Origin of the sequence: Paraburkholderia fungorum, assembly GCF_046027215.1 — a bacterium.
Taxonomy (GTDB): Bacteria; Pseudomonadota; Gammaproteobacteria; order Burkholderiales; family Burkholderiaceae; genus Paraburkholderia; species Paraburkholderia fungorum_D.
The window spans coordinates 4,538,654-4,563,457 of the sequence record NZ_JAQQEN010000001.1; the positions used below are offsets into that span (position 1 = coordinate 4,538,654).

General features: G+C 62.8%; 21 protein-coding genes. 14 read left to right on the forward strand and 7 right to left on the reverse strand.

What is annotated here, in order from left to right:
• Positions 1 to 499: 499 nt before the first annotated feature.
• Positions 500 to 2,467 carry a bifunctional tRNA (5-methylaminomethyl-2-thiouridine)(34)-methyltransferase MnmC2/FAD-dependent 5-carboxymethylaminomethyl-2-thiouridine(34) oxidoreductase MnmC1 gene (gene mnmC / locus PQR27_RS20435; RefSeq protein WP_408525526.1) on the reverse strand — a complete coding sequence of 656 codons (1,968 nt, stop codon included), beginning with the start codon at positions 2,465 to 2,467 and terminating at the stop codon, positions 500 to 502.
• Positions 2,468 to 2,890: 423 nt separating this feature from the next.
• Between mnmC and PQR27_RS20440 the strand changes: the two genes are divergently transcribed.
• Complete coding sequence (locus PQR27_RS20440; protein WP_408525313.1) at positions 2,891 to 3,169, forward strand: HU family DNA-binding protein; 279 nt, start codon at positions 2,891 to 2,893, stop codon at positions 3,167 to 3,169.
• A 110-nt stretch (positions 3,170 to 3,279) separates the two neighbouring features.
• Here the strand turns inward: PQR27_RS20440 and PQR27_RS20445 are convergent, their stop codons facing one another.
• Together PQR27_RS20445 and PQR27_RS20450 are read right to left on the reverse strand one after the other, a co-directional pair.
• Positions 3,280 to 4,617, reverse strand: coding sequence for a GTP-binding protein (locus PQR27_RS20445; RefSeq protein WP_408525314.1), 1,338 nt, complete (start codon positions 4,615 to 4,617; stop codon positions 3,280 to 3,282).
• A 207-nt stretch (positions 4,618 to 4,824) separates the two neighbouring features.
• Complete coding sequence (locus PQR27_RS20450) at positions 4,825 to 5,271, reverse strand: lytic transglycosylase domain-containing protein (protein WP_408525315.1); 447 nt, start codon at positions 5,269 to 5,271, stop codon at positions 4,825 to 4,827.
• 510 nt (positions 5,272 to 5,781) lie between these two features.
• On the opposite strand from PQR27_RS20450, the gene gspD reads away from it, so the two are divergent.
• The 3 genes from gspD to gspF are packed head-to-tail and all read left to right on the forward strand — an operon-like array spanning position 5,782 to position 10,905.
• On the forward strand, positions 5,782 to 8,136 hold the full coding sequence (gspD, locus tag PQR27_RS20455; protein ID WP_408525316.1) for a type II secretion system secretin GspD: 2,355 nt from the start codon (positions 5,782 to 5,784) through the stop codon (positions 8,134 to 8,136).
• A complete protein-coding gene (gene gspE / locus PQR27_RS20460) occupies positions 8,133 to 9,683 on the forward strand; it encodes a type II secretion system ATPase GspE (RefSeq protein WP_408525317.1) in 1,551 nt (516 codons plus the stop codon). Before gspD ends, gspE begins: the two co-directional genes overlap by 4 nt.
• 4 nt (positions 9,684 to 9,687) lie before the next feature.
• On the forward strand, positions 9,688 to 10,905 hold the full coding sequence (gene gspF / locus PQR27_RS20465; RefSeq protein ID WP_408525318.1) for a type II secretion system inner membrane protein GspF: 1,218 nt from the start codon (positions 9,688 to 9,690) through the stop codon (positions 10,903 to 10,905).
• 67 nt (positions 10,906 to 10,972) lie between these two features.
• On the opposite strand, the gene PQR27_RS20470 is transcribed toward gspF, so the two are convergent.
• The gene (locus PQR27_RS20470) at positions 10,973 to 11,386 is read right to left on the reverse strand and encodes a type II secretion system protein N (RefSeq protein ID WP_408525319.1); all 414 of its coding nucleotides are present in this window, start codon (positions 11,384 to 11,386) and stop codon (positions 10,973 to 10,975) included.
• Positions 11,387 to 11,615: 229 nt separating this feature from the next.
• Between PQR27_RS20470 and gspG the strand changes: the two genes are divergently transcribed.
• From gspG to gspN, 8 genes are all read left to right on the forward strand, one after another.
• Complete coding sequence (gene gspG / locus PQR27_RS20475; protein ID WP_408525320.1) at positions 11,616 to 12,080, forward strand: type II secretion system major pseudopilin GspG; 465 nt, start codon at positions 11,616 to 11,618, stop codon at positions 12,078 to 12,080.
• 196 nt (positions 12,081 to 12,276) lie between these two features.
• Positions 12,277 to 12,756 carry a GspH/FimT family pseudopilin gene (locus tag PQR27_RS20480; protein ID WP_408525321.1) on the forward strand — a complete coding sequence of 160 codons (480 nt, stop codon included), beginning with the start codon at positions 12,277 to 12,279 and terminating at the stop codon, positions 12,754 to 12,756.
• Between the two features lies 1 nt (position 12,757).
• Positions 12,758 to 13,162 (forward strand): type II secretion system minor pseudopilin GspI, encoded by a 405-nt coding sequence (gene gspI / locus PQR27_RS20485; protein ID WP_408525322.1) that lies wholly within the window; start codon positions 12,758 to 12,760, stop codon positions 13,160 to 13,162.
• Positions 13,140 to 13,826 (forward strand): PulJ/GspJ family protein, encoded by a 687-nt coding sequence (locus PQR27_RS20490; RefSeq protein ID WP_408525323.1) that lies wholly within the window; start codon positions 13,140 to 13,142, stop codon positions 13,824 to 13,826. Before gspI ends, PQR27_RS20490 begins: the two co-directional genes overlap by 23 nt.
• A gap of 703 nt (positions 13,827 to 14,529) precedes the next feature.
• Positions 14,530 to 15,627, forward strand: coding sequence for a type II secretion system minor pseudopilin GspK (gene gspK / locus PQR27_RS20495; protein ID WP_408525527.1), 1,098 nt, complete (start codon positions 14,530 to 14,532; stop codon positions 15,625 to 15,627).
• A gap of 28 nt (positions 15,628 to 15,655) precedes the next feature.
• Positions 15,656 to 17,065 (forward strand): type II secretion system protein GspL, encoded by a 1,410-nt coding sequence (gene gspL / locus PQR27_RS20500; protein ID WP_408525324.1) that lies wholly within the window; start codon positions 15,656 to 15,658, stop codon positions 17,063 to 17,065.
• Positions 17,062 to 17,565, forward strand: coding sequence for a type II secretion system protein M (locus tag PQR27_RS20505; RefSeq protein WP_408525325.1), 504 nt, complete (start codon positions 17,062 to 17,064; stop codon positions 17,563 to 17,565). The genes gspL and PQR27_RS20505 overlap by 4 nt, the downstream gene beginning before the upstream one ends.
• 22 nt (positions 17,566 to 17,587) lie before the next feature.
• Positions 17,588 to 18,367 (forward strand): type II secretion system protein N, encoded by a 780-nt coding sequence (gspN, locus tag PQR27_RS20510; RefSeq protein ID WP_408525326.1) that lies wholly within the window; start codon positions 17,588 to 17,590, stop codon positions 18,365 to 18,367.
• Between the two features lie 86 nt (positions 18,368 to 18,453).
• On the opposite strand, the gene PQR27_RS20515 is transcribed toward gspN, so the two are convergent.
• Both PQR27_RS20515 and PQR27_RS20520 read right to left on the reverse strand, forming a co-directional pair.
• Positions 18,454 to 20,025, reverse strand: coding sequence for an efflux transporter outer membrane subunit (locus PQR27_RS20515; RefSeq protein WP_408525327.1), 1,572 nt, complete (start codon positions 20,023 to 20,025; stop codon positions 18,454 to 18,456).
• 1,035 nt (positions 20,026 to 21,060) lie between these two features.
• Positions 21,061 to 21,402, reverse strand: coding sequence for a hypothetical protein (locus PQR27_RS20520; RefSeq protein WP_408525528.1), 342 nt, complete (start codon positions 21,400 to 21,402; stop codon positions 21,061 to 21,063).
• A 249-nt stretch (positions 21,403 to 21,651) separates the two neighbouring features.
• Between PQR27_RS20520 and PQR27_RS20525 the strand changes: the two genes are divergently transcribed.
• Both PQR27_RS20525 and PQR27_RS20530 read left to right on the forward strand, forming a co-directional pair.
• On the forward strand, positions 21,652 to 22,194 hold the full coding sequence (locus PQR27_RS20525) for a MarR family winged helix-turn-helix transcriptional regulator (protein WP_408525328.1): 543 nt from the start codon (positions 21,652 to 21,654) through the stop codon (positions 22,192 to 22,194).
• Between the two features lie 133 nt (positions 22,195 to 22,327).
• A complete protein-coding gene (locus PQR27_RS20530; RefSeq protein WP_408525329.1) occupies positions 22,328 to 23,893 on the forward strand; it encodes a DHA2 family efflux MFS transporter permease subunit in 1,566 nt (521 codons plus the stop codon).
• Between the two features lie 347 nt (positions 23,894 to 24,240).
• Here PQR27_RS20530 and PQR27_RS20535 read toward each other — a convergent pair whose 3' ends face one another.
• Entirely contained in the window at positions 24,241 to 24,753 is a 513-nt protein-coding gene (locus PQR27_RS20535; protein WP_408525330.1) for a hypothetical protein, read from the reverse strand.
• Positions 24,754 to 24,804 lie beyond the last annotated feature (51 nt).

The following is a 24,804-nucleotide window of genomic DNA, read 5'->3' on the forward strand; positions in this document are numbered from 1 at the left end:
GCAGGCAAAACGGTAAAAACGTACGTTATCTTCGCAAGGTGCGGAAAAAGCGACCGTTTTCGGCGTTGATCTGCCTGTCGAAAGGCGCTCATGGACGGATTTGGACGTGCTTTTCAGGAGAACGGTGGGGCTGTTCTTGTCCGGTTTTCTGGAGGTTGAGCATCGGTGATGAGCGCGGATCCACCCGCAGTCTTTCTGTTTACTGGTTTACCGTATGTATACGTAGTAACAGTTAACAAGCTGGCTCGTTTTCTGTGGATAACCTTGGTTTACCGAAATGAATCATCGGCTTGCAGATGTCATAACCCGCTGCACAGGATGTGAGCTAGCAGCGGGTATACAAGGGTAACTTTTGGGGATTTTCGGGCGCGGCAAAGTTACCCCGTTTACGTCCACAACGCTTCCACATGAGTTGCGTGGGTAAACCGAGCGGTTATCCACATGTTTCGGTGGATAACTTTTTTACCGTAGTGGTTTGCGGAAGATGCGGTATACGCGGTTAACCCACTGTCCCCTGACGTAACGCACGCAGCAGGAAGCGGGCAGGATCGAGGTCTTCCGCCAGATCGCGTTCCAGCGGCCAAGGCTCGCCTTCGATCTGAGAGGCGATCAGTTCCGCGCCGAGCGCCGCCCACACCAGGCCACGCGAGCCATACGCGAACGCGCCATACAAGCCGTCGGTGCGCGGCAGATCGAGCGGCCAGGCGCCACGCAGACGCTGGGCGTCACGCGTCGCCGCGGCTTCGTCGGCGAATTGCCCGATCATGGGCATCCGGTCACTCGTGACACAGCGAAACGCGACGCGTCCAGCGAGCGTTGCCGCCCGTGCCGGATCGACCGCATCGCCAAAGGCCGGCAACATCTGCGCGACGCGCTCCAGGTTTTCCAGATGACCTTGCGCACGCAGCGACGTGTCGAGGTCGTCGAGTTCGTACGTGGCGCCCGCCAGCGTCACACCGTCCGGTAGCGGGACCGCGTAGCCTTCGCCGATCACCGCCATCTGCAGCGTCGGCACGCTGCCGGGCGACAGCAAGGTCAACTGGCCGCGAATGCTACGCGTCGGCGCGTGCTGCAAACCTGCGATGCGTGAGGCATCGTGTGCGGACGCAACGATTACCACCGGTGCGCGCGCGACTTCCTGCCCTGCTGCGTCAAATACGCTCCATTGATTGTCCGAGCGCTCGAGCCGCGAGACTTCCACGCCGAAGCGTCGTTCAAGTAGCGTGCCGGCCGCTGCGCATTGAGCGGCGCACAGCGAGGCCGGGTCGATCCAGCCGCCGGTGGGAAACAGCCAGCCACTGTGCGCGAGCGGCATGCCGGCAAGCCGTTGCGCTTGCGTTCGCGATACCGGCGTGACGTAGTCGGAGGGATAGCCGAACGCCGCGATTGCCTCGCTCATCAGGCGTGCTTCTTCATCGTCCGCGGCGATCTGCAACAGGCCCGGTCCACCGCGCAGCAGCCGGTGCCCCTGCTGTTCGAGCGCTGCCCATCGTCCGAGGGCGTAGAGAAAGCCGGCGCGCGTGACGCGTGAGGCGACGCTGTCGTCGCGGGAGAGCATTGGGTGGAACACGCCCGCGGGATTGCCCGATGCGTCCTGGGCAACCGAAGCATGCCGTTCCAGCGACGTGATGCGCCAGCCGCGCGCGGCAAGGCGCTCGATCACCGCGCAGCCGGCGAGTCCGGTGCCAATCACGACCGCATGCCGTTCGTCGACGGCGAGCGGCGCTGGCGGCTCATAGCGGCGCACCCGCCAGCGCGGTGCGAATTGGCCGACCAGCATCGCCCGTTTCCAGCCGAAGCCGTCAACCTTCCGATATTCGAAGCCACATTGCGTCAACGCCCGTTTGATGTCGCCGGCGCTGCTGTAGGTGGCGAAGGTAGCGCCCTCGCCCGCCAGACGCGCGAGCGCCTTGAAGATCGCGGGCGTCCATAGTTCGGGATTCTTCGCCGGCGCGAAGCCATCCAGGTAAAAGGCGTCGGCGCGCAACCTCAGGGCCGGCAGACTTTGCGCTGCGTCGCCGAATACCAGCGTCAGCGTGACGCGTCCCCCTTCGAATTCGAGCCGATGTGTGCCGGGCACGAGCATTGGCCATGCGTCGGCCAGCGTTTGTGCGAGCGCGGCAATCGTGGGATCGGAGACCGTCGCCTGAAAGACACTGCGTAAATCGGCTTGAGTAAAGGGATGCTTCTCGATTGAGACGAAATGCAGCCGTTCACAGCGCGCAGGATCGGCACGCCACGCGGCCCAGGTCATCAGAAAGTTGATGCCCATGCCGAAACCGGTTTCGAGCACGGTGAAAGTACGTCGGCCCTGCCACCGGTCCGGCAGCGCATTGCCGCGCAGGAAAACGTATTGAGCCTGCTCGAGACCCCCCACAGCACTGTGATAGATATCGTTGTAGAGCGGCGAGAAAGGTGTGCCGTTGTCGCGAAATGCGAGGACAGCGGGGATCAGCGGATCGGTCATGCGCAGCGGAAATGGACGCCCGCGAGAGCGGTTCAAGCGTTACCGCCAGCGCATACAGGTCGCCGGACGGCGAAAAAGACGTGCCGAACGTTGGCAAAAACCAACGCTAAGCCCCGTCCATACTGGGTTTCAGCCCTTGGTTGGAGGTTTTCGACAGCAAAAGGAGCGATCTCCCTGATGTCGCGCCCCCGGAACCGCGTAATTCTTCGAAACCCTTATCCTGATTGGGTTTGCGCTGCGCTATCATAGCAAGCGCCGCAAAGGGAAGCGGCAGCTCGGCCGACGGACAGGCAGATAACGAACTGTCCGGCGCTATTGTCCGGAGGGGATCCGGCGCGGCAGCTGCTCGACGGCGCGGCTCGCGCACGTATAATCGGCGCGTTCGCGCTGTTCGTGTCAACCTAAACTCAGAAAGGAACCTTAATGAACAAACAGCAACTGATCGACGCCGTCGCAGGTCAGACGGGCGCCAGCAAGGCTCAAACCGGTGAAACGCTGGACACGCTGCTTGAAGTGATCAAGAAGTCTGTGTCGAAGGGTGACGCGGTACAGTTGATCGGCTTCGGCAGCTTTGCTCCGGGCAAGCGCGCAGCACGTACGGGTCGTAATCCCAAGACCAACGAAACCATCCAGATTCCGGCCGCCAAGACCGTCAAGTTCGTGGCTGGCAAGGTGTTCAAGGACGCAGTCAACAAGCGCTAAGCAGATTACTGCCTGGCAGTTGACACCCGCCAACGGCGGGTTTTTTTCGTCTGCGATTTAAGGTCAGCCGTGACGGGCGCCGCGGCTGACTACAGGCTGGGAGCGTCCGCTCAGTCGTGACGATGCACGATTTCGCCATGGCCGTGACCATCGTGGCCATGATCATGATCATGGTGGTCGTGGTCGTGGTCGTGGTCGTCCTCGTCGAAGTCCCATGCCGGGAACGGGTCGGCGAACTGTTGCCACGCCTGCGGTCCCTGCGCATATTCGGCATCTGTCAGCAGACACGCGTCGAACTTTGCCTTCCATGCAGCAGGGTCGATGCCGATGCCGATCATCACCAGTTCCTGGCGGCGATCGCCAACGCTCAGGTCGTCCGGATCGCCGAACCAGTCGGCGGCAATTTCGGCCGACAGCTCGTCGTCGCCGTCCGGCCATTCGCTGCGATCCTGAGCGGCCCACCACATTCCTGCCGGACCGTGCCGGCAGGCGCCACCCGCCTGCGACAGCGAACCCGCGATGTCGTTACGCGTGGCAAGCCAGAAGAAGCCTTTGCTGCGCAAGACGCCCTGCCACTCCTGGTGCAGCAGCGCCCACAGGCGTTCCGGGTGAAACGGCCGGCGCGCCCGGTAGATGAAATTGCCGATGCCGAATTCGTCCGCTTCACCGTGGTGGGCATGGCCGTGACCGTGGTCATCATGGTCGTGCTCGTGATTCAGCGACGTAAGCCATCCCGGCGCGCCCGCGGCCTCGTCGAAATCGAAGCGATGGGTGTTGAGCACCTCGGTTAGCGGCACCGCGCCAAACCGGCTCACCACCTGCACGGCTCGCGGATTGATGCGGGCGAGAATGCGTTGCAGGCGCGTAAGTTCATCGGCGCTGACCAGATCCGCCTTGTTGATCACCAGCACGTCGCAAAACTCGATCTGCTCGATCAACAGTTCGACCAGCGTGCGATCGTCCTCCTCAGTCGCGGCGATGCCTCGCTCAGCAAGCGCATCGGCGGAGCTGTAGTCGCGCAGAAAGTTGAACGCGTCGACTACCGTCACCATCGTATCGAGCCGCGCAACGTCGGACAGCGACACGCCATCATCGTCAACAAAGGTGAAAGTTTCAGCGATCGGCATAGGTTCGGCCACGCCGGTCGACTCGATCAGAATCGCGTCGAAGCGATTTTCACCCGCAAGACGCTTGATCTCGATCAGCAAGTCGTCGCGCAAGGTGCAGCAGATGCAACCGTTCGACAGTTCGACCAGCTGCTCTTCGACATGCGCGAGCGCGGCGGCATCGCGCACGAGGGTTGCGTCGATATTGACAGCGGCCAGATCATTGACGATCACAGCCACGCGCAAACCGGCGCGATTGGCGAGGATGTGGTTCAGGAGCGTGGTCTTGCCGGCGCCCAGAAAACCGGAGAGCACGGTGACGGGCAATAGCGGCTGGTTCATCGCAGTACGGAAACACAAGAGGATTGGAGGGCGTGCCGGGCTTGGGGTCGTATGACGCCCGACCAGATGATGGTCAATCGCCGACGGCAGCACGAAGCCGCATTGTGCATCAAACGGGCAGCGGCCGCGTGACAGGCCGGATAAGCGAAGCGTGTTGAGCAACAACGAAACGCGGCGGCCAGATAGCCGCGCGGGTATAGACCGGGCTCAGTGTGAGGCCGGCATCAGATTCCACTTACGCAGGATCGCCGCAATCTGCTGTGAGTACTTGTCGCGCAGCGCCGGCGTTTCGGAGTGGTATGCCCCGACCGCCTGCCAGGTATTACCGTACTTGTTCATCTGGCGGCGCAGATGCCAAGCGGCGATATAGACGTTCTTGCAAGGCTCCATCAGCGTGCCTTGCGAGATGCCGTACTGGGCAAGCGTTGGCAGATGGACCGAATTGATTTGCATCACACCGTAATCGGTCGAGCCGTTGGCGTTCTTATGCAACGCGTCCGGTCGATTGTGTGACTCCTGCCACGCGATTGCGCGCAGAATCAGCGGATTGACCTTCTGGTACCCTGCGGCCTGGTCAAAGCAATCGGCGCGCGCGGACCCTGCTGCAATCAGCACGGTAAGTCCTGCGGCGACGGTGACGAAGGCCTGTTTCATCGGTCAAGACGACTAAACAAATCGCAAGGGTAAGGTTTGGTAAGGCTATCTATCGGCCAAAAGTCAGTCGCTGATGGCCGACGAGGTCCACGGGCCGCGGCTGGCTGGGGCATCGGGGAAAACCCGCCTCGACAAGCTACAACCAGCAACTGGAACCGCTCGTATCATACCGGCAGACACTCAAGCGTCAAGTTGGCTAAGCGACATAGTCCCGCAAAACGCGAAGGGGTTCTGCGGCACGGCGCACAGAAGAACGAAAGCTTTCAATTACTTAACAATGCACAGGTCCCATTAGGGTAATCGCACGAGCCTGGTTGTTTTGTGACAAATCAGACATGAAAAACTGTTACTGTTCATTTTTTTCGGACATTGGATGGTTGGCATCGCGGGCAATAATCGCGCGTGACGCCGGCTGGCAGACCGAGGGGGCTGCGCCTTATTCTTATGTCCGCATTGCGTGAGCGCCGGCTGCTGCCGGCATCGATACCACATTCCATGAGAAGAAATCGTATGGCTTTGCGTCGCGTCGCCACGGCGCTGCTGGTGGCTGGTTTGATCACCGCGCAGATCGCGCAGGCACAGGTGACACTGAATTTCGTGAACGCCGATATCGACCAGGTAGCCAAGGCAATCGGCGCGGCAACCGGTAAAACGATCATTGTCGACCCGCGCGTGAAGGGTCAGCTGAACCTCGTGTCGGAGAATGCAGTGCCTGAAGACCAGGCGCTGAAGACCCTGCAGTCTGCGTTGCGGATGCAGGGCTTCGCGCTGGTGCAGGACCACGGCGTCCTGAAGGTCGTGCCCGAAGCCGATGCCAAGCTGCAAGGCGTGCCGACCTATATCGGCAATACCCCGGTGGCGCGCGGCGATCAGGTGGTCACGCAGGTGTTCGTGCTAAAAAACGAATCGGCCAACAACCTGCTGCCGGTCTTGCGACCGCTGATCTCGCCGAACAACACCGTGGCGGCTTATCCGGCCAACAACACGATCGTCGTGACCGACTATGCCGACAACGTGCGGCGTATTGCGCAGATCATTGCAGGTGTCGACACGGCGGCAGGTCAGTCGGTCTCGGTGGTGCCGCTGAAGAACGCGAACGCGCTCGACATCGCCACGCAATTGAACAAGATGCTCGACCCCGGCACGATCGGCAGCACCGATGCGACGCTGAAGGTCTCGGTTACCGCCGACCCGCGCACTAACTCGCTGCTGATTCGCGCGACGAACGGGGCGCGACTGGCGGCGGCAAGGCAGCTGGCACGGGAGCTCGACGCGCCGACCAGCATGCCCGGCAACATTCACGTCGTGCCGCTGCGCAACGCGGACGCGACGAGGCTTGCGAAGACCCTGCGCGGGATGCTCGGCAAAGGCGGCGACACTGGCTCGTCGGCCAACTCGAACGACGCCAATTCGTTTAATCAGAACGGCGGTGGCGGCGGAGGCGGCGGTGGGTTGGGCGGCAATTCGACAGGTTCGTCGGGTACGCCGCCGCTGCCCTCGGGCGGACTCAGCAGCAGCTCGCTGTCGTCGCCGCTGAGCGGCGGCGGCGGAGGCGGTGGAGGCTACGGCTCGGCCGGTGGTTCCGGCTCCGCCGGCCTGCTTGGCGGCGACAAGGACAAGAGCGACGACAACCAGCCAGGCGGCATGATCCAGGCGGACTCCGCGACCAATTCGCTGATCATCACGGCGGCCGAACCGGTCTACCGCAACCTGCGGGCGGTCATCGACCAGCTCGATGCGCGGCGTGCGCAGGTCTATATCGAGGCCCTGATCGTCGAACTGAACTCGAACACGAGCGGCAATCTCGGCATTCAATGGCAGATCGCAAACGGTGCCGTCTTTGCCGGCACCAATCTGGCGACCGGCGGCAGCAACAGCATTATCAATCTGACGGCAGGGGCTGCGGCGACCGCGGCGGCAGCGACCACTGGCGGTCTCGCGGGGTCGCTCGTCGCCAACAATCTCCAGCAGGGCCTCAACGTCGGCTGGGTGCACAACATTTTCGGTGTGCAGGGCCTTGGCGCTTTGCTGCAGGCGCTGTCGCAGAGCGCCGACGCGAACGTGCTGTCGACACCTAACCTCATCACGCTCGACAACGAGGAAGCCAAGATCGTCGTCGGCACCAACGTGCCGATCCAGACGGGTTCGTATTCGAACCTGACGAGCAGCACCCCGAGCTCGGCGTTCAATACGTTCGATCGCGTCGACGTCGGTCTGACGCTGCACGTCAAGCCGCAGATCACCGATGGCGGAATTCTCAAGCTGCAGCTCTACACGGAAGACTCGGCGATCGTGAACGGCACGACCAACGCGGCGACCAATCCCTCTGGCCCGCAGTTCACCAAGCGCTCGATCCAGTCGACGGTGCTCGCCGACAACGGCGAGATCATCGTGCTCGGCGGCCTGATGCAGGATAACTACCAGGTCAGCAACAGCAAGGTGCCGCTACTGGGCGATATTCCATGGATCGGCCAGTTGTTCCGTTCGGAGCAGAAGAACCGCAACAAGACTAACCTGATGGTGTTCCTGCGCCCCGTGATCATCAACGATCACAATACCGCCCAGGCCGTGACGTCGAACCGCTACGACTACATTCAGGGTGTGCAGGGCGCGTACAAGCAGGACAACAACCTGATCAAGGACAACGACGATCCGGTGGTTCCGCCGATGCCGATCGGCCCCAGCCAGGGAGGTTCGCCCGCGATGAACCTGTTCAATCTCGACGAGATGCGCCGTCAGCAGGCGGCGCCGCGGCTAGCGCCGCCGCCAGCGGTCGCGCCTGCTCCGGCAACGAATGGCGGTGCTGTCCAGACCAACCCTGTGCCGACCGCGCCTTCTACCGCATCGCCGGGAGTGCAGCCGTGAGCACGCCGTCCACGCCGCCGTCGGCTTCTGCGTCGTCAGCAGCGGCGCGCGCTCAGGCGATCGCGCCCGCAGTCGTGGCCGAGCACGCCGAACGCATCGCGCCATCGGCGGTTGCGGCGCGGCTCGTGCCTTACGGTTTTGCGCGCAGTGGCCAGATTCTGGTCGCGCATCAGCACGTCGATGGTCTCGAAGTCTGGATCAGCGAACGCACCAGCGATGCCGCCCTCGCCGAAGTCGCGCGCAATTTCGGCGCGCTGTCGGTCGTGCGTTTGCCAGCCGATGAACTCGCGCAGGCCATCAACCAGGCGTATGCGCGCCAGGACGGCAGCGCGGCGCAAGTGGTCGGCGAAGTGGAAGGCGAAGTCGATCTGTCGCGCCTGATGCAGGACATTCCCGAGGTCGAGGATCTGCTCGAGTCGGAAGACGACGCGCCGATCATCCGCATGATCAACGCGCTTCTGACGCAGGCCGCGCGCGAACAGGCATCGGATATTCATATCGAGCCGTTCGAGACGTCTTCTGTGGTGCGCTTCCGCGTCGACGGTACGTTGCGCGATGTCGTGCGGCCGAAGAAAGCCCTGCACGGTGCGCTGATCTCGCGGATCAAGATCATGGCGCAGCTCGACATCGCCGAAAAGCGTCTGCCGCAGGACGGCCGGATCACGCTGCGCGTCGGCGGCCGTCCGGTCGACGTGCGCGTCTCGACGCTGCCCACCGGTCACGGCGAACGCGCGGTGCTGCGTCTGTTGGAAAAAGATGCGTCGCGGCTGAACCTCGAAGCGCTCGGCATGGCGGCGGATACGCTCGTCAAGTTCGACAAGCTGATCGGCAAGCCGCACGGTATCGTGCTGGTGACCGGCCCGACCGGCTCGGGCAAGACGACTACGCTGTACGCGTCGATGTCGCGCCTCGAAACCGCGACCACCAACATCATGACGGTCGAAGACCCGATCGAATACGACCTGTCCGGCATTGGCCAGACCCAGGTGAACGAGCGGATCGGCATGACCTTCGCGCGGGCGCTGCGCTCGATTCTGCGGCAGGACCCGGACATCATCATGATCGGTGAAATCCGCGACCTGGAGACCGCGCAGATTGCCGTGCAGGCATCGCTGACCGGCCACCTTGTGCTGGCCACGCTGCACACGAACGATGCCGCATCCGCCGTCACGCGTCTGACGGACATGGGTGTCGAGCCGTATCTGCTGGCGTCGTCGCTGCTCGGCGTGCTGGCACAGCGGCTGGTGCGGCGGCTGTGCCCGGTGTGCCGCGAAGAGCGCGTCGAAGAAGACGGCAGCGTGCGCTGGCATCCAGTCGGCTGCGACAAGTGCGGCCAGTCGGGTTATGCGGGACGGCGCGGCGTGTACGAACTGCTGCTGATCGACGACGACATCCGCGCGCTGGTTCACCGCAATGCATCTGATGCGGAGATCCTCGCGACCGGCCGTGCACGAGGCATGCGCACGCTGCGCGAAGATGCCGATCGCTGGCTCGCGTCCGGGCTGACATCGCTCGAAGAAGTGATCCGCGTAACGGGCGGAGCATAAGCGCATGCCGGCATTTCGTTTCGAAGCGATCGATGCGGCGGGCAAGGCGCAAAAAGGCGTGCTGGATGCCGACAGCGCGCGCGGCGCGCGGACCAACCTGCGCTCGCAAGGACTGACGCCACTGGTGGTCGAACCGGCGGCAACGCGCACGCGCGGCGAGCGCACTCAGCGTTTGTCATTGGGGCGGCGCCTGTCGCAACGCGAGCAGGCGATTCTGACGCGCCAGCTTGCGAGCCTGTTGATCGCCGGTCTGCCGCTCGACGAAGCGCTCTCGGTGCTGACCGAACAATCGGAGCGCGACTACATCCGCGAACTGATGGCCTCGATTCGCGCGGAAGTGCTCGGCGGGCATTCGCTCGCGAACGCGCTGACGCAGCATCCGAAAGACTTCCCGGAGATCTATCGCGCGCTGGTCGCGGCCGGCGAACATACCGGCAAGCTTGGCCTCGTGCTCTCGCGTCTGGCTGACTACATCGAGCAACGCAACGCGCTCAAGCAGAAGATCGTGCTCGCGTTCACCTACCCGGCCATCGTCACGCTGATCGCCTTCGGCATCGTCACGTTTCTGTTGAGCTATGTGGTGCCGCAAGTGGTGAACGTGTTCGCCAGCACCAAGCAGCAATTGCCCTTCCTCACCATCATGATGATGGCGCTGTCCGGTTTCGTACGGCACTGGTGGTGGGCGATGCTGATCGGCGTTGCGGTGCTGGTGTACGTGGTGCGCTCCATTCTCAAGCAGCCCGGCCCGCGTCTCGCCTTCGACCGGTGGATCCTGACCGCCCCGCTCCTCGGCAAACTGGTACGCGGCTATAACACCGTACGCTTTGCCAGCACGCTAGGCATTCTGACGGCCGCGGGCGTGCCGATTCTGCGCGCGCTGCAGGCCGCCGCCGAAACGCTCAGCAACAACGCGATGCGCGGAAACATCGACGATGCGATTGTGCGCGTGCGTGAAGGCACGTCGCTGTCACGCGCGCTTGGCAATACCAAGACGTTTCCGCCGGTGCTGGTGCATCTGATCCGTTCGGGCGAAGCAACCGGCGACGTGACCACGATGCTCGACCGCGCGGCCGATGGTGAAGCGCGCGAACTGGAGCGCCGCACGATGTTCCTCACGAGTCTGCTCGAGCCGCTGCTGATTCTGGCGATGGGGGCTGTGGTGCTGGTGATCGTGCTGGCGGTGATGCTGCCGATCATCGAGTTGAACAACCTGGTGCAGTAAAGCGGAGCGGTTTCTGGATTGCGCGGCGGCGGTGGCCGCGCAACCGGCTGAAGCGGAATGGGATGCTTTAGCGCACGTAGATTGTAGGACCTGCCGGATTGGCCGGCAGGAACACTTCGGAATGCGCGCCATTGCGGTCGATGATGATCGAGCGGGCGCGGACTTCGGAGAGTTTGGCGCCTTGCATCAGCGCGCTGCCGAGCGATACCGCATGCGGCGGTTCGCCGCCCACGCTGACGATCGCCGCGGCGCCTTCACGTAACGCAAGGATGCCGAACAGATGCACATCCTGGTTGGCGTTGCGGGAGAGCTGGCCGCCGAACAGCGTGGCCGCCTGGTCGGTCGAGACCTGCGCGTGCGCGGCGGCGGCGGGCACCGGCGCACCGGACGTCGTGGACACCGTGATGACCCAGTAGGTCAGCGTCGCGCAGAACACGGCGAAGAGCGCGAGCGACAGAAGGCGGATTTGGATAGCGTTCATACGCACATTGTACGGACTATTGTGAAAATTGCGTTGCGGGAAAGTGGCCCTAATCTGGCGTTTCGCGCCAGGCCCCCGAGGGGCGGTCCGGCGTTTTCTGGCAACCCTTCAACACCATGACATTAAAATGATCGGCTGGGCGTGTTCAATGGCAGCCTGATTTCGGGGATGCCTGCCGAAGCGCGAATCCCGCCCGATCAAAAATTTCACCGAAAAGAGGTAGCAAGCTATGCAACTGTCGACCACTCGACGTATGGAAATCGCGGGTCCGCGCAGCCGTCGTCAACGCGGGTTCACGCTGATTGAAATCATGGTCGTGATCGCGATTCTGGGCATTCTGGCCGCGCTGATCGTGCCGAAGATCATGAGTCGTCCGGACGAAGCGCGCCGCGTGGCCGCCAAGCAGGACATCGGCACGGTGATGCAGGCCATGAAACTTTACCGTCTCGACAACGGCCGTTACCCGACCCAGGAGCAGGGCCTGCGCGCGCTGATCGAAAAACCGAGCACGGACCCGGTGCCGAACAACTGGAAAGACGGCGGTTATCTCGAACGCCTGCCGAACGATCCGTGGGGCAACAGCTACCAGTATCTGAACCCGGGCGTGCATGGCGAAATCGACGTGTTCAGCTATGGCGCGGATGGTAAGCCCGGCGGCGAAGGCAATGACGCCGACGTAGGCTCGTGGCAGTAAAGCGTTGAAATTCCGGCGCGCCGGATCGCCCTCTTCTCTCGCGATCCATTGCGCGTCTTATCGATTGACCGATTTCTGATCGTTCGTGGCCGGCACTATGCGACTGTCCGCTTGCAAGTCCCGTTTGGACACTCCGTACACGGCCTTGGTGCCGCGCGCGGCGTGTGCCGGCGCGCGCACACGCGACAGGGGTGGCATGGGTCGCATGAATCGGCGCGGGGCGAGGCGGGCGGCGGGTTTCACGCTGCTGGAGATGATGGTGGTGCTGGTGATCGCGGGATTGCTGGTGTCGCTGACCGCGCTGACGATGACACGCAATCCGCGCACGGATCTCAATGAAGAGGCGCAGCGTCTCGCGCTGCTCTTCGAATCGGCCGGCGACGAAGCGCAGGTGCGGGCGCGGCCCATCGCATGGCAACCGCTCGACGGCGGTTTTCGTTTCGACATGCGCACTGAGGACGGCTGGCGTCCGCTGCGTGACGACCTGCTGGGGCCGCGCCAGTGGGAAGGCGGCGTGACGGGTGTGGCGATCAATTATCCCGGCTCGGACGCGCAACCGAGCCGCGTCGTGTTCGGCACTGAGGCGATTGACGTGCCGGTGCAGATCACGCTGTTTTCGGCGGCGGGGCGCGCGACGATTGTCAGCACCGGCAATGGCCGCTATGAGGTGCACTGAGATGCGTCGTTGCGGGGGGATGAGTGCTCGCGCATTGCAGCGCGGTTTTACGATGATTGAAGTGCTGGTGGCGCTCGCGATCATTGCGGTTGCGCTGGCCGCATCGCTGCGCGCGGTGGGGAGTCTGGCCACTGGCGAAGCGGATCTGCATCGACGCCTGCTGGCCGGTTGGAGTGCGGACAATGCGTTGGCGCAGTTGTATTTGACGCATGCATGGCCGAATGTCGGCGACACGAGCTTTGACTGTTCGCAGGGGAACTTGCAGTTGATCTGTACGGAGCATGTGACGGCGACACCGAATCCGGTGTTTCGCCGCGTGGAAGTGATGGTGACGATGCCTGGGCTTTCCGGCAATCTTGCCCAGATGGTCACGGTGGTCGCGAATGAAACCAACCGTTCGCTCTGAGCGCCGCCGCCCATTGGGCGCGAGGGGCGCGCGTGGTTTTACGCTGATCGAGTTGCTGGTTGCGATTGCGATCCTGGCCGTGATTGCCGTGCTGTCGTGGCGCGGGCTTGACCAGATCATCCGCGGTCGGGCGACCATCACGAACGCGATGGAAGACGAGCGCGTGTTTGCGCAGCTCTTCGACCAGATGCGGATTGACGCGCGGCAGGCGGCGTCGGACGATGAGTCGGGACAGCCGGCCGTGTCGGTGAATGGCAACGTGTTGCAGATCGTGCGGCAATTAGTTTTGCCGGGGACGGCGCCCCGGCTGATGGTGGTGCGGTACCGGATTTCTGACGGTCGCGTATTCCGGTATGCGTCGGCGCCGTTGAAGAATGTGGGCGACCTGCGGCGGGCTTTACGCGGTGGCGAGGGTGAGGGATGGACGGGGGTGCCGTTGATGGGCGGCGTCGGCGCGATTTCAGCGCGGATGTATGTGCCGAAGGTCGGCTGGACCACGCAGATGAAGGATGTGCAGAGCGCGACTACGGAGAATGATAACAATCTGAAGGTTCCCCAACTGGGGAATGCGCCGCTGCCGCGGTCGGTGACGGGGCTTGAGGTGAGTGTGGGGGCTAAGTCGCTGGCGCGGCCGATTACGCGGGTTTTTCTCGTCGGAGAATGATATGAGGTTCTCTTTTTTGTCTTCCAGACGGGCGCGGGTTCTGTCTTTGTCTTTGCCTTTGGCGGCGGCATTTTTGCTGTATGCCTACGGCGTTGGGTGTTTCATTTTTTATTGGTTTATTAGCGTTCCCCCTGTGCGGGGGGGCACCTACTTTTCTTTGCCGCCGCAAAGAAAAGTAGGCAAAAGAAAGCGGCTCACACCGCTAATTCTTAAGTGGGTCCCCTGGCTTGGAGGGGATCGTGGCCCCGTAGAGATGGAGCCTGCGCACCTTTTGGCCGGAGTGACCAGGCCGTCATTCGTTCCGGCGGCGCTGCGCGCGCCGAGCGGTACTTCACAAAACCACCCGTGCAATTCCGCGCCCGTGGAGCACGCACACCCAATTTTGCGGCTCTGCGCCGAGGCGAAGCCGATGGCCGGCGCTGCGCGCAGACACACCCCGTGGTTTGGTGAAGTACCGTTCGGCGCGCGTAGCGCCGCCGGAAGCATGACGGCCTTGTCACTTGCGTGGGAAGGTGCGGGAGCACAGATTCCAGATGCACCACTACCCCCTCCAAGCCAGGGGACCCGCTTAAGAGTTAGCGGTTTGAAGCCGCTTTCTTTTGCCTACTTTTCTTTGCGGCGGCAAAGAAAAGTAGGTGCCCCCCCGCACAGGGGGAACGCCAATAAACCAATAAGCAGCCAAGGAAAGGCCAACGCCGTAGGCATACGAACAAACCCCAACGCCGTAGGCAGACAGAAAACCCAATCCGGCGTAGCCATAATTAGCGCACTCCTGGTAGTCGCCCTATCAGCGATATTGGTCTCAGGCATGCTCTGGCGCCAGCAAGTCCAAATCCGAAGGATCGAAAACCAACGCCTGCTATCCCAGGCGCAATGGGTTGCCCGAGGCGCATTAGACTGGACGCGCCTGATCCTCCGCTCGGAGGGCGACACCTCCGCCGGTATCACCTACCTGGGTGGGATATGGGGCGTCCCCATCGCCAAAACGCGACTGTCGGATTTCCTCGGACAAATCGGTGAAGTCCGCGCGCAACAAGGCGCGGCAACCTACCTCTCGGGTTCGATCGAAGATGCACAGGCAAAATTCAACCTCCGCAATCTGGTCACGAGCCCTGCCCCCGGCGTCCTGCAACTGGACACGCAACAAATCGGCGCCTATCAACGCCTGCTCGCCTCGCTCGGTGTGAACAGCCAACTGGCAAAAGCCACCGCGGTCCAGATGCGCGCCAGCCTCGGGCAATCGGCCACGCGCTTTCAGACAGCCACGAACGGCGCTGGTGCGTCAGCCACGCCGGCCGTCGAGGGCGGCGACACCGGCGGCAGCAACTTCACCGATAAACCAGGTATGGAAGACGGCGGCGGCGACCCGGCGCTCGCACCATTGCAAATGACCGGCGTGGATTCCCTGCTCGACATTCCCGGCTACACGCCGGAAATGGTCGCGCGCCTGCGTCCGTTCGTCACCGTGTTGCCCACCGCCACGGCGGTCAATATGAATACGGCGTTCGCCGAAGTCATCGCGGCAGTCGTGCCAGGCATGAATCTGTCCGCCGCGCAGGGCCTGGTCGCGCGTCGGCAAACGGTGTTTTTCCATAACGCCAGCGACCTGCAGCTTGCTTTGACCGGTGCCGGCGTGCAGTCGGTTTCGATCGACCCCAATGATCTCGACGTCAACTCGAATTACTTTCTGATTCACGGCCGCGTCCAGCATGAACGCGCGGAAGTGGACCGCACGACCCTCGTCTATCGCGACCCATTGACTCACACTACGCGTATCGTGCGGGTACAAGACCAACTATGAATAACGCCTTTCCCAGAGAGAGTGGCCTTTGAGCACGCTGATCGTTCTACTGCCCCCGCGTGACCCGGCGGTGCCGTCGCAGGAATGGCAACTGCCGGAGTTGCCGTTTGTGCTGCTCGACAAATCGGGCCGCACCCAACGCGCAGGCCGCTCGGCGCTCGCGCTGCTGCCGCGCGCCACGTCGACGGTGCTGATGGTCGCCGCGCGCGACCTCCTGATGATGCCCGCCACGCTGCCGCCATTGCGCGGCCCGCGGCTGCGTCAGGCGCTGCCGAACGTGGTCGAGGATCAGCTGATCCAGGATCCGCAAACCTGTCACATCGCCGTCGATCCGCAACCGCTCGCGGGCGGCCGGCGGCTGCTGGCGATCGTCGACCGCGGCTGGTTTCGCTTCATCTACGAAGCCTTCAACTCCACACATCATCGCAACCTGCGGGCCGTGCCGGTGACGCGCTGTCTGCCGCAGTCCGTCGCGCTCGATACGCCCGCCGAAGTTGCGGAAATGGTCAACGCGGGTGAGCCGGTGACGGCTGACTCGATGAGCGTGGCGACATCGTTGCCGGGCGTCGCGCCGGTGGTTGCGCCAGGTGTCGCCGCAGTGGTGCCGATGGTGGCCGCCGTGCTCGGCTCGGTGGTTCAGACGGCGCCCGCCATGCTGCTCGAAGGCGCGATCGACAACGGCGTGCCGCGCGTCGAACTCGCGATTGCGCGCGGTGTGCAGGGCGAAGGCCTGGCCGTGCCGGCAAACGCCGTGAACGCCACGCTCAGCGCCCTCGCCGGCGCTGCGACGCTCACGCTGCACATGCTGACCGAAGTGCCCGGCAACGAGCCGCGTCTTGGCGCAACCGGCCCGGCGAGGCTCGCCGCTTATGTGCACGGGGCGAGTCCCCTGCCATTCGAGCAACTCGCGCGGCGCGCGCTGGAGTGCCGCTTCGACCTCTGTCAGTTCGAATTCGCGTCGCAGCCATGGCGGCTCGACCGCGCGACGATCCGGCGTCTGCGTCTGCCGATATTGCTGGCCGTCGGCGCACTGGTGATCGCGATCGTCGGTGCGAACGTGCAATGGGTGCTGCTCGCGCGCCAACGCGACGCGATCAATACGCAGATGACCGAGCTCCTGCTCAATGCCTTCCCGAAAACGACGGTCGTGCTCGATGCACCCGACCAGATGTCGCGCCAGTTGCAGCAATTACGCGTCGCGGCGGGCGAACTGTCACCGGACGATTTCCTGTCGCTGGCCGACGGGCTCGCCCGTTCGCTCGCGCCGATACCCGTCAACGGCATCGCCGGGCTCGATTATCACGACCGGCGGCTCGACATCACGTTCAAGCCTGAGGTGAAGGTCGACGCCGACCTCACCAAACGTCTCGAGCGCAACGGGCTGAACGGCGCGATCGACAGCAATACCGGCAAGTGGACCATCAGGAACGGACAATGAAAGCTGAACTCACCCAGGCATGGGCCGGATTCTGGGACCAGCGCTCCGAGCGCGAAAAGACACTGCTGACGTGGGGCGGCGGGGCGTTGGCGGTGGTGATCGCGTGGTCGGTGCTGTGGGCGCCGGCGCAGGAAGGCCGCGCGCATCTGCGCGAATCGCTGCCTTCGCTGCAGCGCCAGTTGGCGCAGATGACCGCCCAGGCGGGCGAAGCGCGCCAGCTGTCGGGCGCGGCACAAGGCGTCGCGCCCACCGGCGCCGCGCTGAAAGACGCGCTGACGGCATCGCTCGGCGATCACGGTCTCGCCGCGACCCAGGTGCAGGTGATTGGCAACGCCGTGCAGATCCAGATGAAAAACGCGTCGTTTCCGGCGTGGACGAGCTGGGTCGACGATGTGCGCAAACAGTTCAAGGTGCAGGTCGCCGAGGCGCATGTGAGCGCGCTCAAGGAAGACGGCCAGGTGGATGTGACGGCGTCGCTGCAGCCGTCGACTGCCAAATGACCGAGCAGTCACGGGATCTCGCATGAATTACTGGATGCGGCGCGTGCGCGTCGCGCTACCCTGGCTCGTGATCGCGCTGCTCTCGGGCGTCGTGGTGGTGCTCGCGCTGTTGCCGGCTGCGTGGATCACGCCGCAGTTCGCCAAACAGACCGACGGTCACGTCAACCTCGTCGATCCGGCGGGCTCGCTGTGGCACGGGTCGGCAACGTTGATGCTTGCCGCCGGTTCCGACATGAGCGCCGCCACCCTGCTACCGGGGCGGATCGAATGGCATACGGCGTTCTGGCCGCTTTTCACCGGCCGTGTGCGGATGACCATGCGTCACACGGAAGCCATGCCCGACCCGATCACCGTCGACGCCAGCCCACGCGGCGCAACGGTAACCGCTGGCGCCATCGCTGTGCCGGCTTCGCTGCTGACCGGGCTGGGCGCGCCGTTCAACACGCTCGATCTGAAGGGCGATGTACGGTTGTCATGGTCGGACTGGCGCAGCTTCAACCGGGAAGCGTTCGGCCAGCTGACGGTGACGCTGAACGACGTCAGCTCGGCCGTCTCGATGGTCAAGCCGCTGGGGTCGTACCGGCTGCTGTTCCAGGCGCAAGGTGCCTCGTCCACGCTGGATCTGACCACCTTCAAGGGGCCGTTGATGTTAGCCGGCAGTGGCACGGTGTCGGCAGGTTCGACGTCGTTTCACGGCACCGCGAGTTCGGCGCCCGAAGCGCGCGATAACCTCGCGGGGCTGCTGAACCTGCTGGGGCGGCCAAGCGGACCGGATACCGTCGCTTTGACCTTCGTGCACTAAGGCTCGCGCGCCCAGCCAATCAAAAAAGAGGCATCGCCGCAGTGCGCGGCGATGCCTCTTTTGCGCGGTCCCGACCAACGACGCGGCTAGTTGCTTTGCGTCTTTTGCGCCGTCGAGGCGTTTTGCGCCACCGGCGCGGCCGATGACGCCGGCAACGGCGCAGGCGCCGCCACGTCGCCCGTTTCGCGATTCATCTGCGACGCGTCCCAGCCGCCACCCAAGGCCTTTACCAGCCCCACTGACGACACCATGCGCTGCCCCGCGATGCTTTCCAGCTTCTGCTCGGCGGTGAAGGCCGTGGTTTGCGCGGTCAGCACGTTGACGTAGCCGACGGTGCCTGCCTTGTACTCATTTGTCACGATGGCGAGTGCCTGGCGAGCCGAATCCACCGCCTGCCGCTGCACGACGATTTCCTGCTCGAGGATGCGCTGCGACGCGAGGTTATCTTCGACATCCTGGAACGCGGCCAGGATCGTTTGGCGATAGTTCGCGACATCCTGATCGTAGGCTGCGCGGGCGGCCTCAGTCTGTGCCTGGCGCAGACCGGCGTCGAAGATCGTGGCTGCGAGTTGCGGGCCGAGGGTCCAGAAGCGCGATGGCGCGGTCAGCAATTGCGAGAACACCGAGTTTTCGAAGCCGCCGGTGGCGGACAGCGTGAGCGACGGGAAGAACGCCGCGATCGCGACGCCGATCTGCTCGTTCGCGGCCGCGGCCTTGCGCTCGGCGGACGCGATATCTGGACGCCGCTCCAGCAGCGCCGACGGCATTTGCGCGGGCACGGCCGGTGGCGTCGCGGTGAGCGGCATTGGCGGAATCGAGAAAGTGGAGGCCGGTTCACCGACCAGCACCGCGATCGCGTGCTCATCCTGAGCGCGCTGGACGCCATTGTCGATTGCCGCTGCTTGCGCCGATTGCAACTGCGTTTGCGCCTGAATCACGTCCGAGCGAGCGGCCACGCCTGCTGCGTACTGGTTCTGCGTGAGTTGCAACGAGCGCTGATAGGCCGCGACGGTGTCGTCGAGCAGCTTCTGGGTGGAGTCAAGCGAGCGCAGCGAGAAGTAGGTTTGCGCGAGCGTGGCCTGAGCGGAGAGGCGCGCGTTGGCGAGATCCGCTGCGGCGCCTTGCTGACCGGCTTTCTGGGCGTTCACGGTGCGCGAGATTGAGCCCCACAAATCCAGTTCCCAGCTTGCATCCAGTTGCACATTGAAGCTGTTGCTTACACCGGAGCGGCTCGTGTTGGAGATCGAATTGGACGATGAACCGTTACCCGAGCGCGTCGCGCCCGCGGACGCGCCGACCGTTGGGAAATACGCCGCACGGGCCTCGCCGACCAGCGCGCGCGCTTGCCGGTAGGCGGCCGCGAACTGGGCGACGGTCTGGTTTGACGCGTTGAGTTTGTCTTCGAGCGCGTTGAGTTGCGGGTCTTCGTAAATGGCCCACCATTCGCCGCGGTCTTGCTGATCGGACGGTTGCGCGACTTTCCAGCCGGGGGCGGCTTCCTTGTACGACGCGGGGATTTCGGCACCGGGGCGCTTGTAGTCGGGGCCGACGGCGCAACCGGCCAGCATCGTGGCGAGGGTTGCTGCTACCGCGAGGGTCAGTGCGCGAGGTGTAATGGTTCGCGCAGTTCGCGCGCGCGAGGGTCGGTGAAACTGCATGCAATGGATTCCTTCTGGACGCCCGCAATTGAGGCAATGGCGGCGCATTGCCGGTGGTGCCTGCTGGGTGATGTCGTGGGTTTGCCAGAATGTTAACGTATGGGCCCGCTTGGGCGCGGGAAAGTGGAAGGGTAATGCTTGCTGATGGGGAGGTGTGTTACTGAAGGTGGTGGGATGGTTACATGCTATTACTTTTTGGTTTTTTGCCTTTCGCGGCGGCATTATTTGGTTCGCCCGCGGCATTGGCCTTTCCTTGTTTGCTTATCGGTTTATTAGTGTTCCCCCTGTGCGGGGGGCACCTACTTTTCTTTGCCGGCCGCAAAGAAAAGTAGGCAAAAGAAAGCGGCTCAAACCGCCAACTCTTAAGTGGGTCCCCTGGCTTGGAGGGGCTGGTGGTGCGATAAACGGATCACACCTAGGTCCATAACCGCCAGTGACACAGCCGTCATCCGCTCCCACTCCGCACTGCGTGCGTCGCGGACGAGTTCACCACGGAAACCGCGCGCTTCGTTTGTGCGTGATCGGGGCCATCGGCTTCGCCTCGGCGAGGCGCCGAAAATACCGAGTGTTTTGGAAGTGCGGGTGCGCCGACACCGAGGTTGGCAGGTCACGCTAGCGGTGTTCAACTGAGAGATTGAGCGGCGGCTTGGTAGTATCGAAGCCAGCAAGTCACGCCAAGCCATGCAACCGCGAGCCACCGCGCCGGGTAACTCGGATGGCGTAAAACTCGGTGGGTGGTTTGAAGAAGTACCGCCTCGGCGCGCGCGGCGCCGCTGGAAGCATGACGGCCTGGTCACTCCGGCCCAAAGGTGCGCAGGCTCAATCTCTACGGAGCCACGATCCCCTCCAAGCCAGGGGAGCCGCTTAAGAATTAGCGGTTTGAAGCCGCTTTCTTTTGCCTACTTTTCTTTGCGGCGGCAAAGAAAAGTAGGTGCCTGCCCCGCACAGGGGCGACGCTAATAAACCGATATCAAAACAAGGAAAGGCCAAAGAAGCCAGAACCAGGAAATGCCGCCGCCAAAGGCAAAAAACCCCCTACTCAATCGAGGCATGCCGAGCGCTCTTCCCAGCCGCCGCCCGACAGGCTGACCGCGTCTCCCCTTTCGCCTGGCAGGCGCCCGGAGCAGTCGCAGTGCCCCCAACCGCAGCAGTAGCCACAACCGCAGTGCCCCCCTCCACCCCCGTGGACCCCACGGAACGCCCTTTCCGATGCTCAATCCAGGCAAGCACCGCGACCCCCACCGACCCGCCAGGAAGCACAAACAGCACAGCAAACAACGCCAGTTTCCACCAGCGATGCGGCCCTTGAAAGCTGCTCAGCGCGGAATCGGTCAGGGAGCGGCTCAAGCCGCCAAGAGTGTTTTTCAGGTACAGCATCGCGGGAATCCTTGTTGCACGCCACACACGTGGCGCGCTGCAATCGGTCAGAACATGGTCTCGGGTGGCGCGGATCGCGCGTAACTCGTTGCCTGTCATAATATTGACTATGCAATCAAATTTCAAGATACTTTGCCTCGTATGCACGCCCGGTGTTGTTTTTCCGCCGTTCGCGCTACGCGAAATCGAATTTGACTTGTCTGCTTAGGCAGTTAAAATCCGTTTGCTTGGCCATGACCTGGATACACGATGACTGATGGTCCCTACAACGCGGACGAAATTCACCTTGAATCGAGTCTTGGCTACTACCTGACGAAAGCGCGCAATGTGCTGGTCGAGCGGATGGACCGCGCGGTCAAGCCGTTGGGACTGACGACCCAGCAAATCGGCGTGATTCTGCTGCTATCGGCGCAGCGCGCGAGTACGCCGTTCGAGTTGTCGCGGGTCATGTCCTATGACAGTGGATCAATGACACGCCTGCTGGATCGCCTTGAAAAGAAAGGCTTTGTCGTCCGCACGCGCAGCGACGCCGATCGCCGGATGGTGAAGCTCGAATTGACATCGCAAGGCCACGAAGCAGCGCGGCAGTTGCCCGGCCTCGGCGCCGCAGTGCTGAACGAGCAGCTGCGCGGATTCTCGCCGGCGGAGCATGCCGCTTTGATCGACCTCCTCGGCCGCTTCATCGCGAACGGCATCGGCGCAGGGGAAAGCGCTGGGTGCGGGCTGGGGCCGTCGCAGGAATCGCTTGAAGAATCACCCGAAGAGCCGTCAGCGAAACGCGGCGACGAATAACCACGAGGCGCTTTTAAACGCGCCAACGTCTGAGAATATCTGTCTGGGCAGAGGATGATCCGGCATGTAAGCGCGCCAACCGGAGCGCGTGATAAAGATGCCGCGACAAGCTTTCCCGGCTGAGGAGAAATCTATGGCTGCTACGGCTTCCGCTGCTGCCCTGCCCGCCGGCGTCGAACCCGCCCCGCTAAAAGGCGGAGCTCTCGCGCTGCTCACCGTTGGTCTTGCGCTCGGCACGTTCATGGAAGTGCTCGACACCTCGATTGCGAACGTTGCTGTGCCGACCATTTCCGGTAGCCTCGGCGTAGCGACCAGTCAGGGCACCTGGGTCATTTCCTCGTATTCAGTCGCCTCGGCGATCGCCGTGCCGCTCACCGGCTGGCTCGCGCGGCGCGTCGGCGAAGTGCGGCTCTTTACGCTCTCCGTGTTGCTCTTCACGCTTGCGTCGGCGCTGTGCGGCTTCGCGCAGAACTTCGAATCGCTGATTGCGTTCCGGCTCTTGCAAGGGCTCGTGTCGGGGCCAATGGTCCCGCTTTCGCAAACCATCCTGATGCGCTCGTACCCGCTGGAAAAACGCGGACTCGCGCTTGGGCTCTGGGCGATGACCGTGATTTGCGCGCCGATCTTCGGCCCCGTGATGGGCGGCTACATCACCGACAACTACACGTGGCCGTGGATCTTCTACATCAACGTGCCGATCGGGTTGTTCTCGGCGGTTTGTGCATTCCTGCTGCTGCGCGGGCGCGAGACGAAGATCACCCGACAGCGCATCGATGCGATCGGCCTTGCGTTGCTCGTGATCGGCGTGTCGTGCCTGCAGATGATGCTCGACCTCGGCAAGGACCGCGACTGGTTCAACTCGACGTTCATCGTCGCGCTGGCGGTTATCGCGGTGGTGTCGATCGCGTTCATGCTGGTGTGGGAGATGACGGAGAAAGAACCCGTCGTCGATCTTTCGCTATTCAAGGATCGTAACTTCGCTCTCGGCGTGCTGATCATTTCATTCGGGTTTATGGCCTTCTTCGGGTCGGTGGTGATCTTCCCGCTCTGGCTGCAAACGGTGATGGGCTACACGGCTGGGCTCGCCGGCCTGGCGACTGCGCCGGTCGGATTGCTCGCGCTGTTTTTGTCGCCGATGATCGGCAAGAACATGCATCGGCTGAACCTGCGTGTGGTGGCGAGTTTTGCGTTCATCGTGTTCGCGTTCGTGTCGTTCTGGAATTCGACTTTTACGCTCGACGTGCCGTTTAATCATGTGATCTGGCCACGGCTGGTGCAAGGTATCGGGGTGGCCTGTTTCTTCGTGCCGATGACTACCATTACGCTGTCCAGCGTGTCGGATGAGCGACTCGCCAGTGCTTCTGGGTTATCTAATTTTTTCCGGACTTTGTCGGGGGCGATTGGGACCGCGATCAGTACCACGTACTGGGAGAATGACACGATTTATCATCATTCGATGTTGGTGGATTCGGTGAATGTTTATGCGGCTAATACCAATTCTTATACCAATGCGTTAGCCGGGATTGGGCTTTCTGGTGATGGGATCACCGCCCAATTGAATCAGGTTGTTACTGCTCAGGCCTATATGATGGCCACTAATGATTTTTTTAGGATCTCTTGTGCGGCGTTTCTTGTTCTTGCTGTGCTTGTTTGGATTACTAAACCTCGGAAGGGGGTAGGGCCTTCTTTAGGCCATTGAGCTTTTTTTGCCTGCGGCGATGGGGTTTGTTTGCATGCCGACGGCGTTGGCCTTTCCCTGTTTGCTTATTGGTTTATTAGCGTTGCCCCTGTGCGGGGCGGCACCTACTTTTCTTTGCCGGCCGCAAAGAAAAGTAGGCAAAAGAAAGCGGCTCACACCGCTAATTTTTAAGCGGGTCCCCTGGCTTGGAGGGGATCGCGGCTCCGTAGAGATCGGGCCTGCGCACCTTCCCTTATGAGTGACAAGGCCGTCATTCTTCCGGCGGCGCTGCGCGCGCCGATGCGGTACTTCACCAACCGTCAGTTCTTCTCTTTGGTGCTGGCATCCGTGGCGCTTCGTCCACGCCCTCACTGCGTTATCGCTTCTCCATTCGTGTCCGGAATCGATTGTCCCTGCTGCGCATCGGGGTGCATCGCCGTTGGCGCGGGTTGGGCTGGTTTCGTACCGCCCTGCGGCGCGCCCGCCGTTGCGCCTCGTACATATTCCTTGAAGTCCGCGCCAGCTTCCCATGGGTTCGGCTTGCAGCCAGGCGAACCGTCACAATGCGCAGCAAAGCCAATCGTTGCCGTGCCGTCAGGGTTCAGGGTTCGCGTGATCTGGTAGGCCAACGCGCGCTTGCCGCCGCCCGGCCCACCCGTCTGGATCAACGTGTCCGTGGAGGCCTCGATCTTGTACGTCGAATGGCTCGCCACCCATGTCTGCGCGCGTTGCCACCACATGTCGCACTCGGCCTTCCCCGAACACGTCAACGGCGTCGTCGCGATCTGCATGACGTCAGGATCGACCTGCCCCTGCGTCGAACACCCCGCCGCTCCCGCCGCCACCGCGCACAGCACGACCAACAGACCTTTTGTCGTCACGTTGATTCCTCCTCTTCCAGTAGCGGTCACATAAGTATTGGACCGCTACCC

What these genes read in the sequence shown, in the direction of transcription:
- mnmC (WP_408525526.1), bottom strand. Translation starts at nt 2,467, where the DNA reads ATGACCGATCCGCTGATCCCCGCTGTCCTCGCATTTCGCGACAACGGC.
- PQR27_RS20440 (WP_408525313.1), top strand. Translation starts at nt 2,891, where the DNA reads ATGAACAAACAGCAACTGATCGACGCCGTCGCAGGTCAGACGGGCGCC.
- PQR27_RS20445 (WP_408525314.1), bottom strand. Translation starts at nt 4,617, where the DNA reads ATGAACCAGCCGCTATTGCCCGTCACCGTGCTCTCCGGTTTTCTGGGC.
- PQR27_RS20450 (WP_408525315.1), bottom strand. Translation starts at nt 5,271, where the DNA reads ATGAAACAGGCCTTCGTCACCGTCGCCGCAGGACTTACCGTGCTGATT.
- gspD (WP_408525316.1), top strand. Translation starts at nt 5,782, where the DNA reads ATGGCTTTGCGTCGCGTCGCCACGGCGCTGCTGGTGGCTGGTTTGATC.
- gspF (WP_408525318.1), top strand. Translation starts at nt 9,688, where the DNA reads ATGCCGGCATTTCGTTTCGAAGCGATCGATGCGGCGGGCAAGGCGCAA.
- PQR27_RS20470 (WP_408525319.1), bottom strand. Translation starts at nt 11,386, where the DNA reads ATGAACGCTATCCAAATCCGCCTTCTGTCGCTCGCGCTCTTCGCCGTG.
- gspG (WP_408525320.1), top strand. Translation starts at nt 11,616, where the DNA reads ATGCAACTGTCGACCACTCGACGTATGGAAATCGCGGGTCCGCGCAGC.
- PQR27_RS20480 (WP_408525321.1), top strand. Translation starts at nt 12,277, where the DNA reads ATGGGTCGCATGAATCGGCGCGGGGCGAGGCGGGCGGCGGGTTTCACG.
- gspI (WP_408525322.1), top strand. Translation starts at nt 12,758, where the DNA reads ATGCGTCGTTGCGGGGGGATGAGTGCTCGCGCATTGCAGCGCGGTTTT.
- PQR27_RS20490 (WP_408525323.1), top strand. Translation starts at nt 13,140, where the DNA reads ATGAAACCAACCGTTCGCTCTGAGCGCCGCCGCCCATTGGGCGCGAGG.
- PQR27_RS20505 (WP_408525325.1), top strand. Translation starts at nt 17,062, where the DNA reads ATGAAAGCTGAACTCACCCAGGCATGGGCCGGATTCTGGGACCAGCGC.
- gspN (WP_408525326.1), top strand. Translation starts at nt 17,588, where the DNA reads ATGAATTACTGGATGCGGCGCGTGCGCGTCGCGCTACCCTGGCTCGTG.
- PQR27_RS20515 (WP_408525327.1), bottom strand. Translation starts at nt 20,025, where the DNA reads ATGCAGTTTCACCGACCCTCGCGCGCGCGAACTGCGCGAACCATTACA.
- PQR27_RS20520 (WP_408525528.1), bottom strand. Translation starts at nt 21,402, where the DNA reads ATGCTGTACCTGAAAAACACTCTTGGCGGCTTGAGCCGCTCCCTGACC.
- PQR27_RS20525 (WP_408525328.1), top strand. Translation starts at nt 21,652, where the DNA reads ATGACTGATGGTCCCTACAACGCGGACGAAATTCACCTTGAATCGAGT.
- PQR27_RS20530 (WP_408525329.1), top strand. Translation starts at nt 22,328, where the DNA reads ATGGCTGCTACGGCTTCCGCTGCTGCCCTGCCCGCCGGCGTCGAACCC.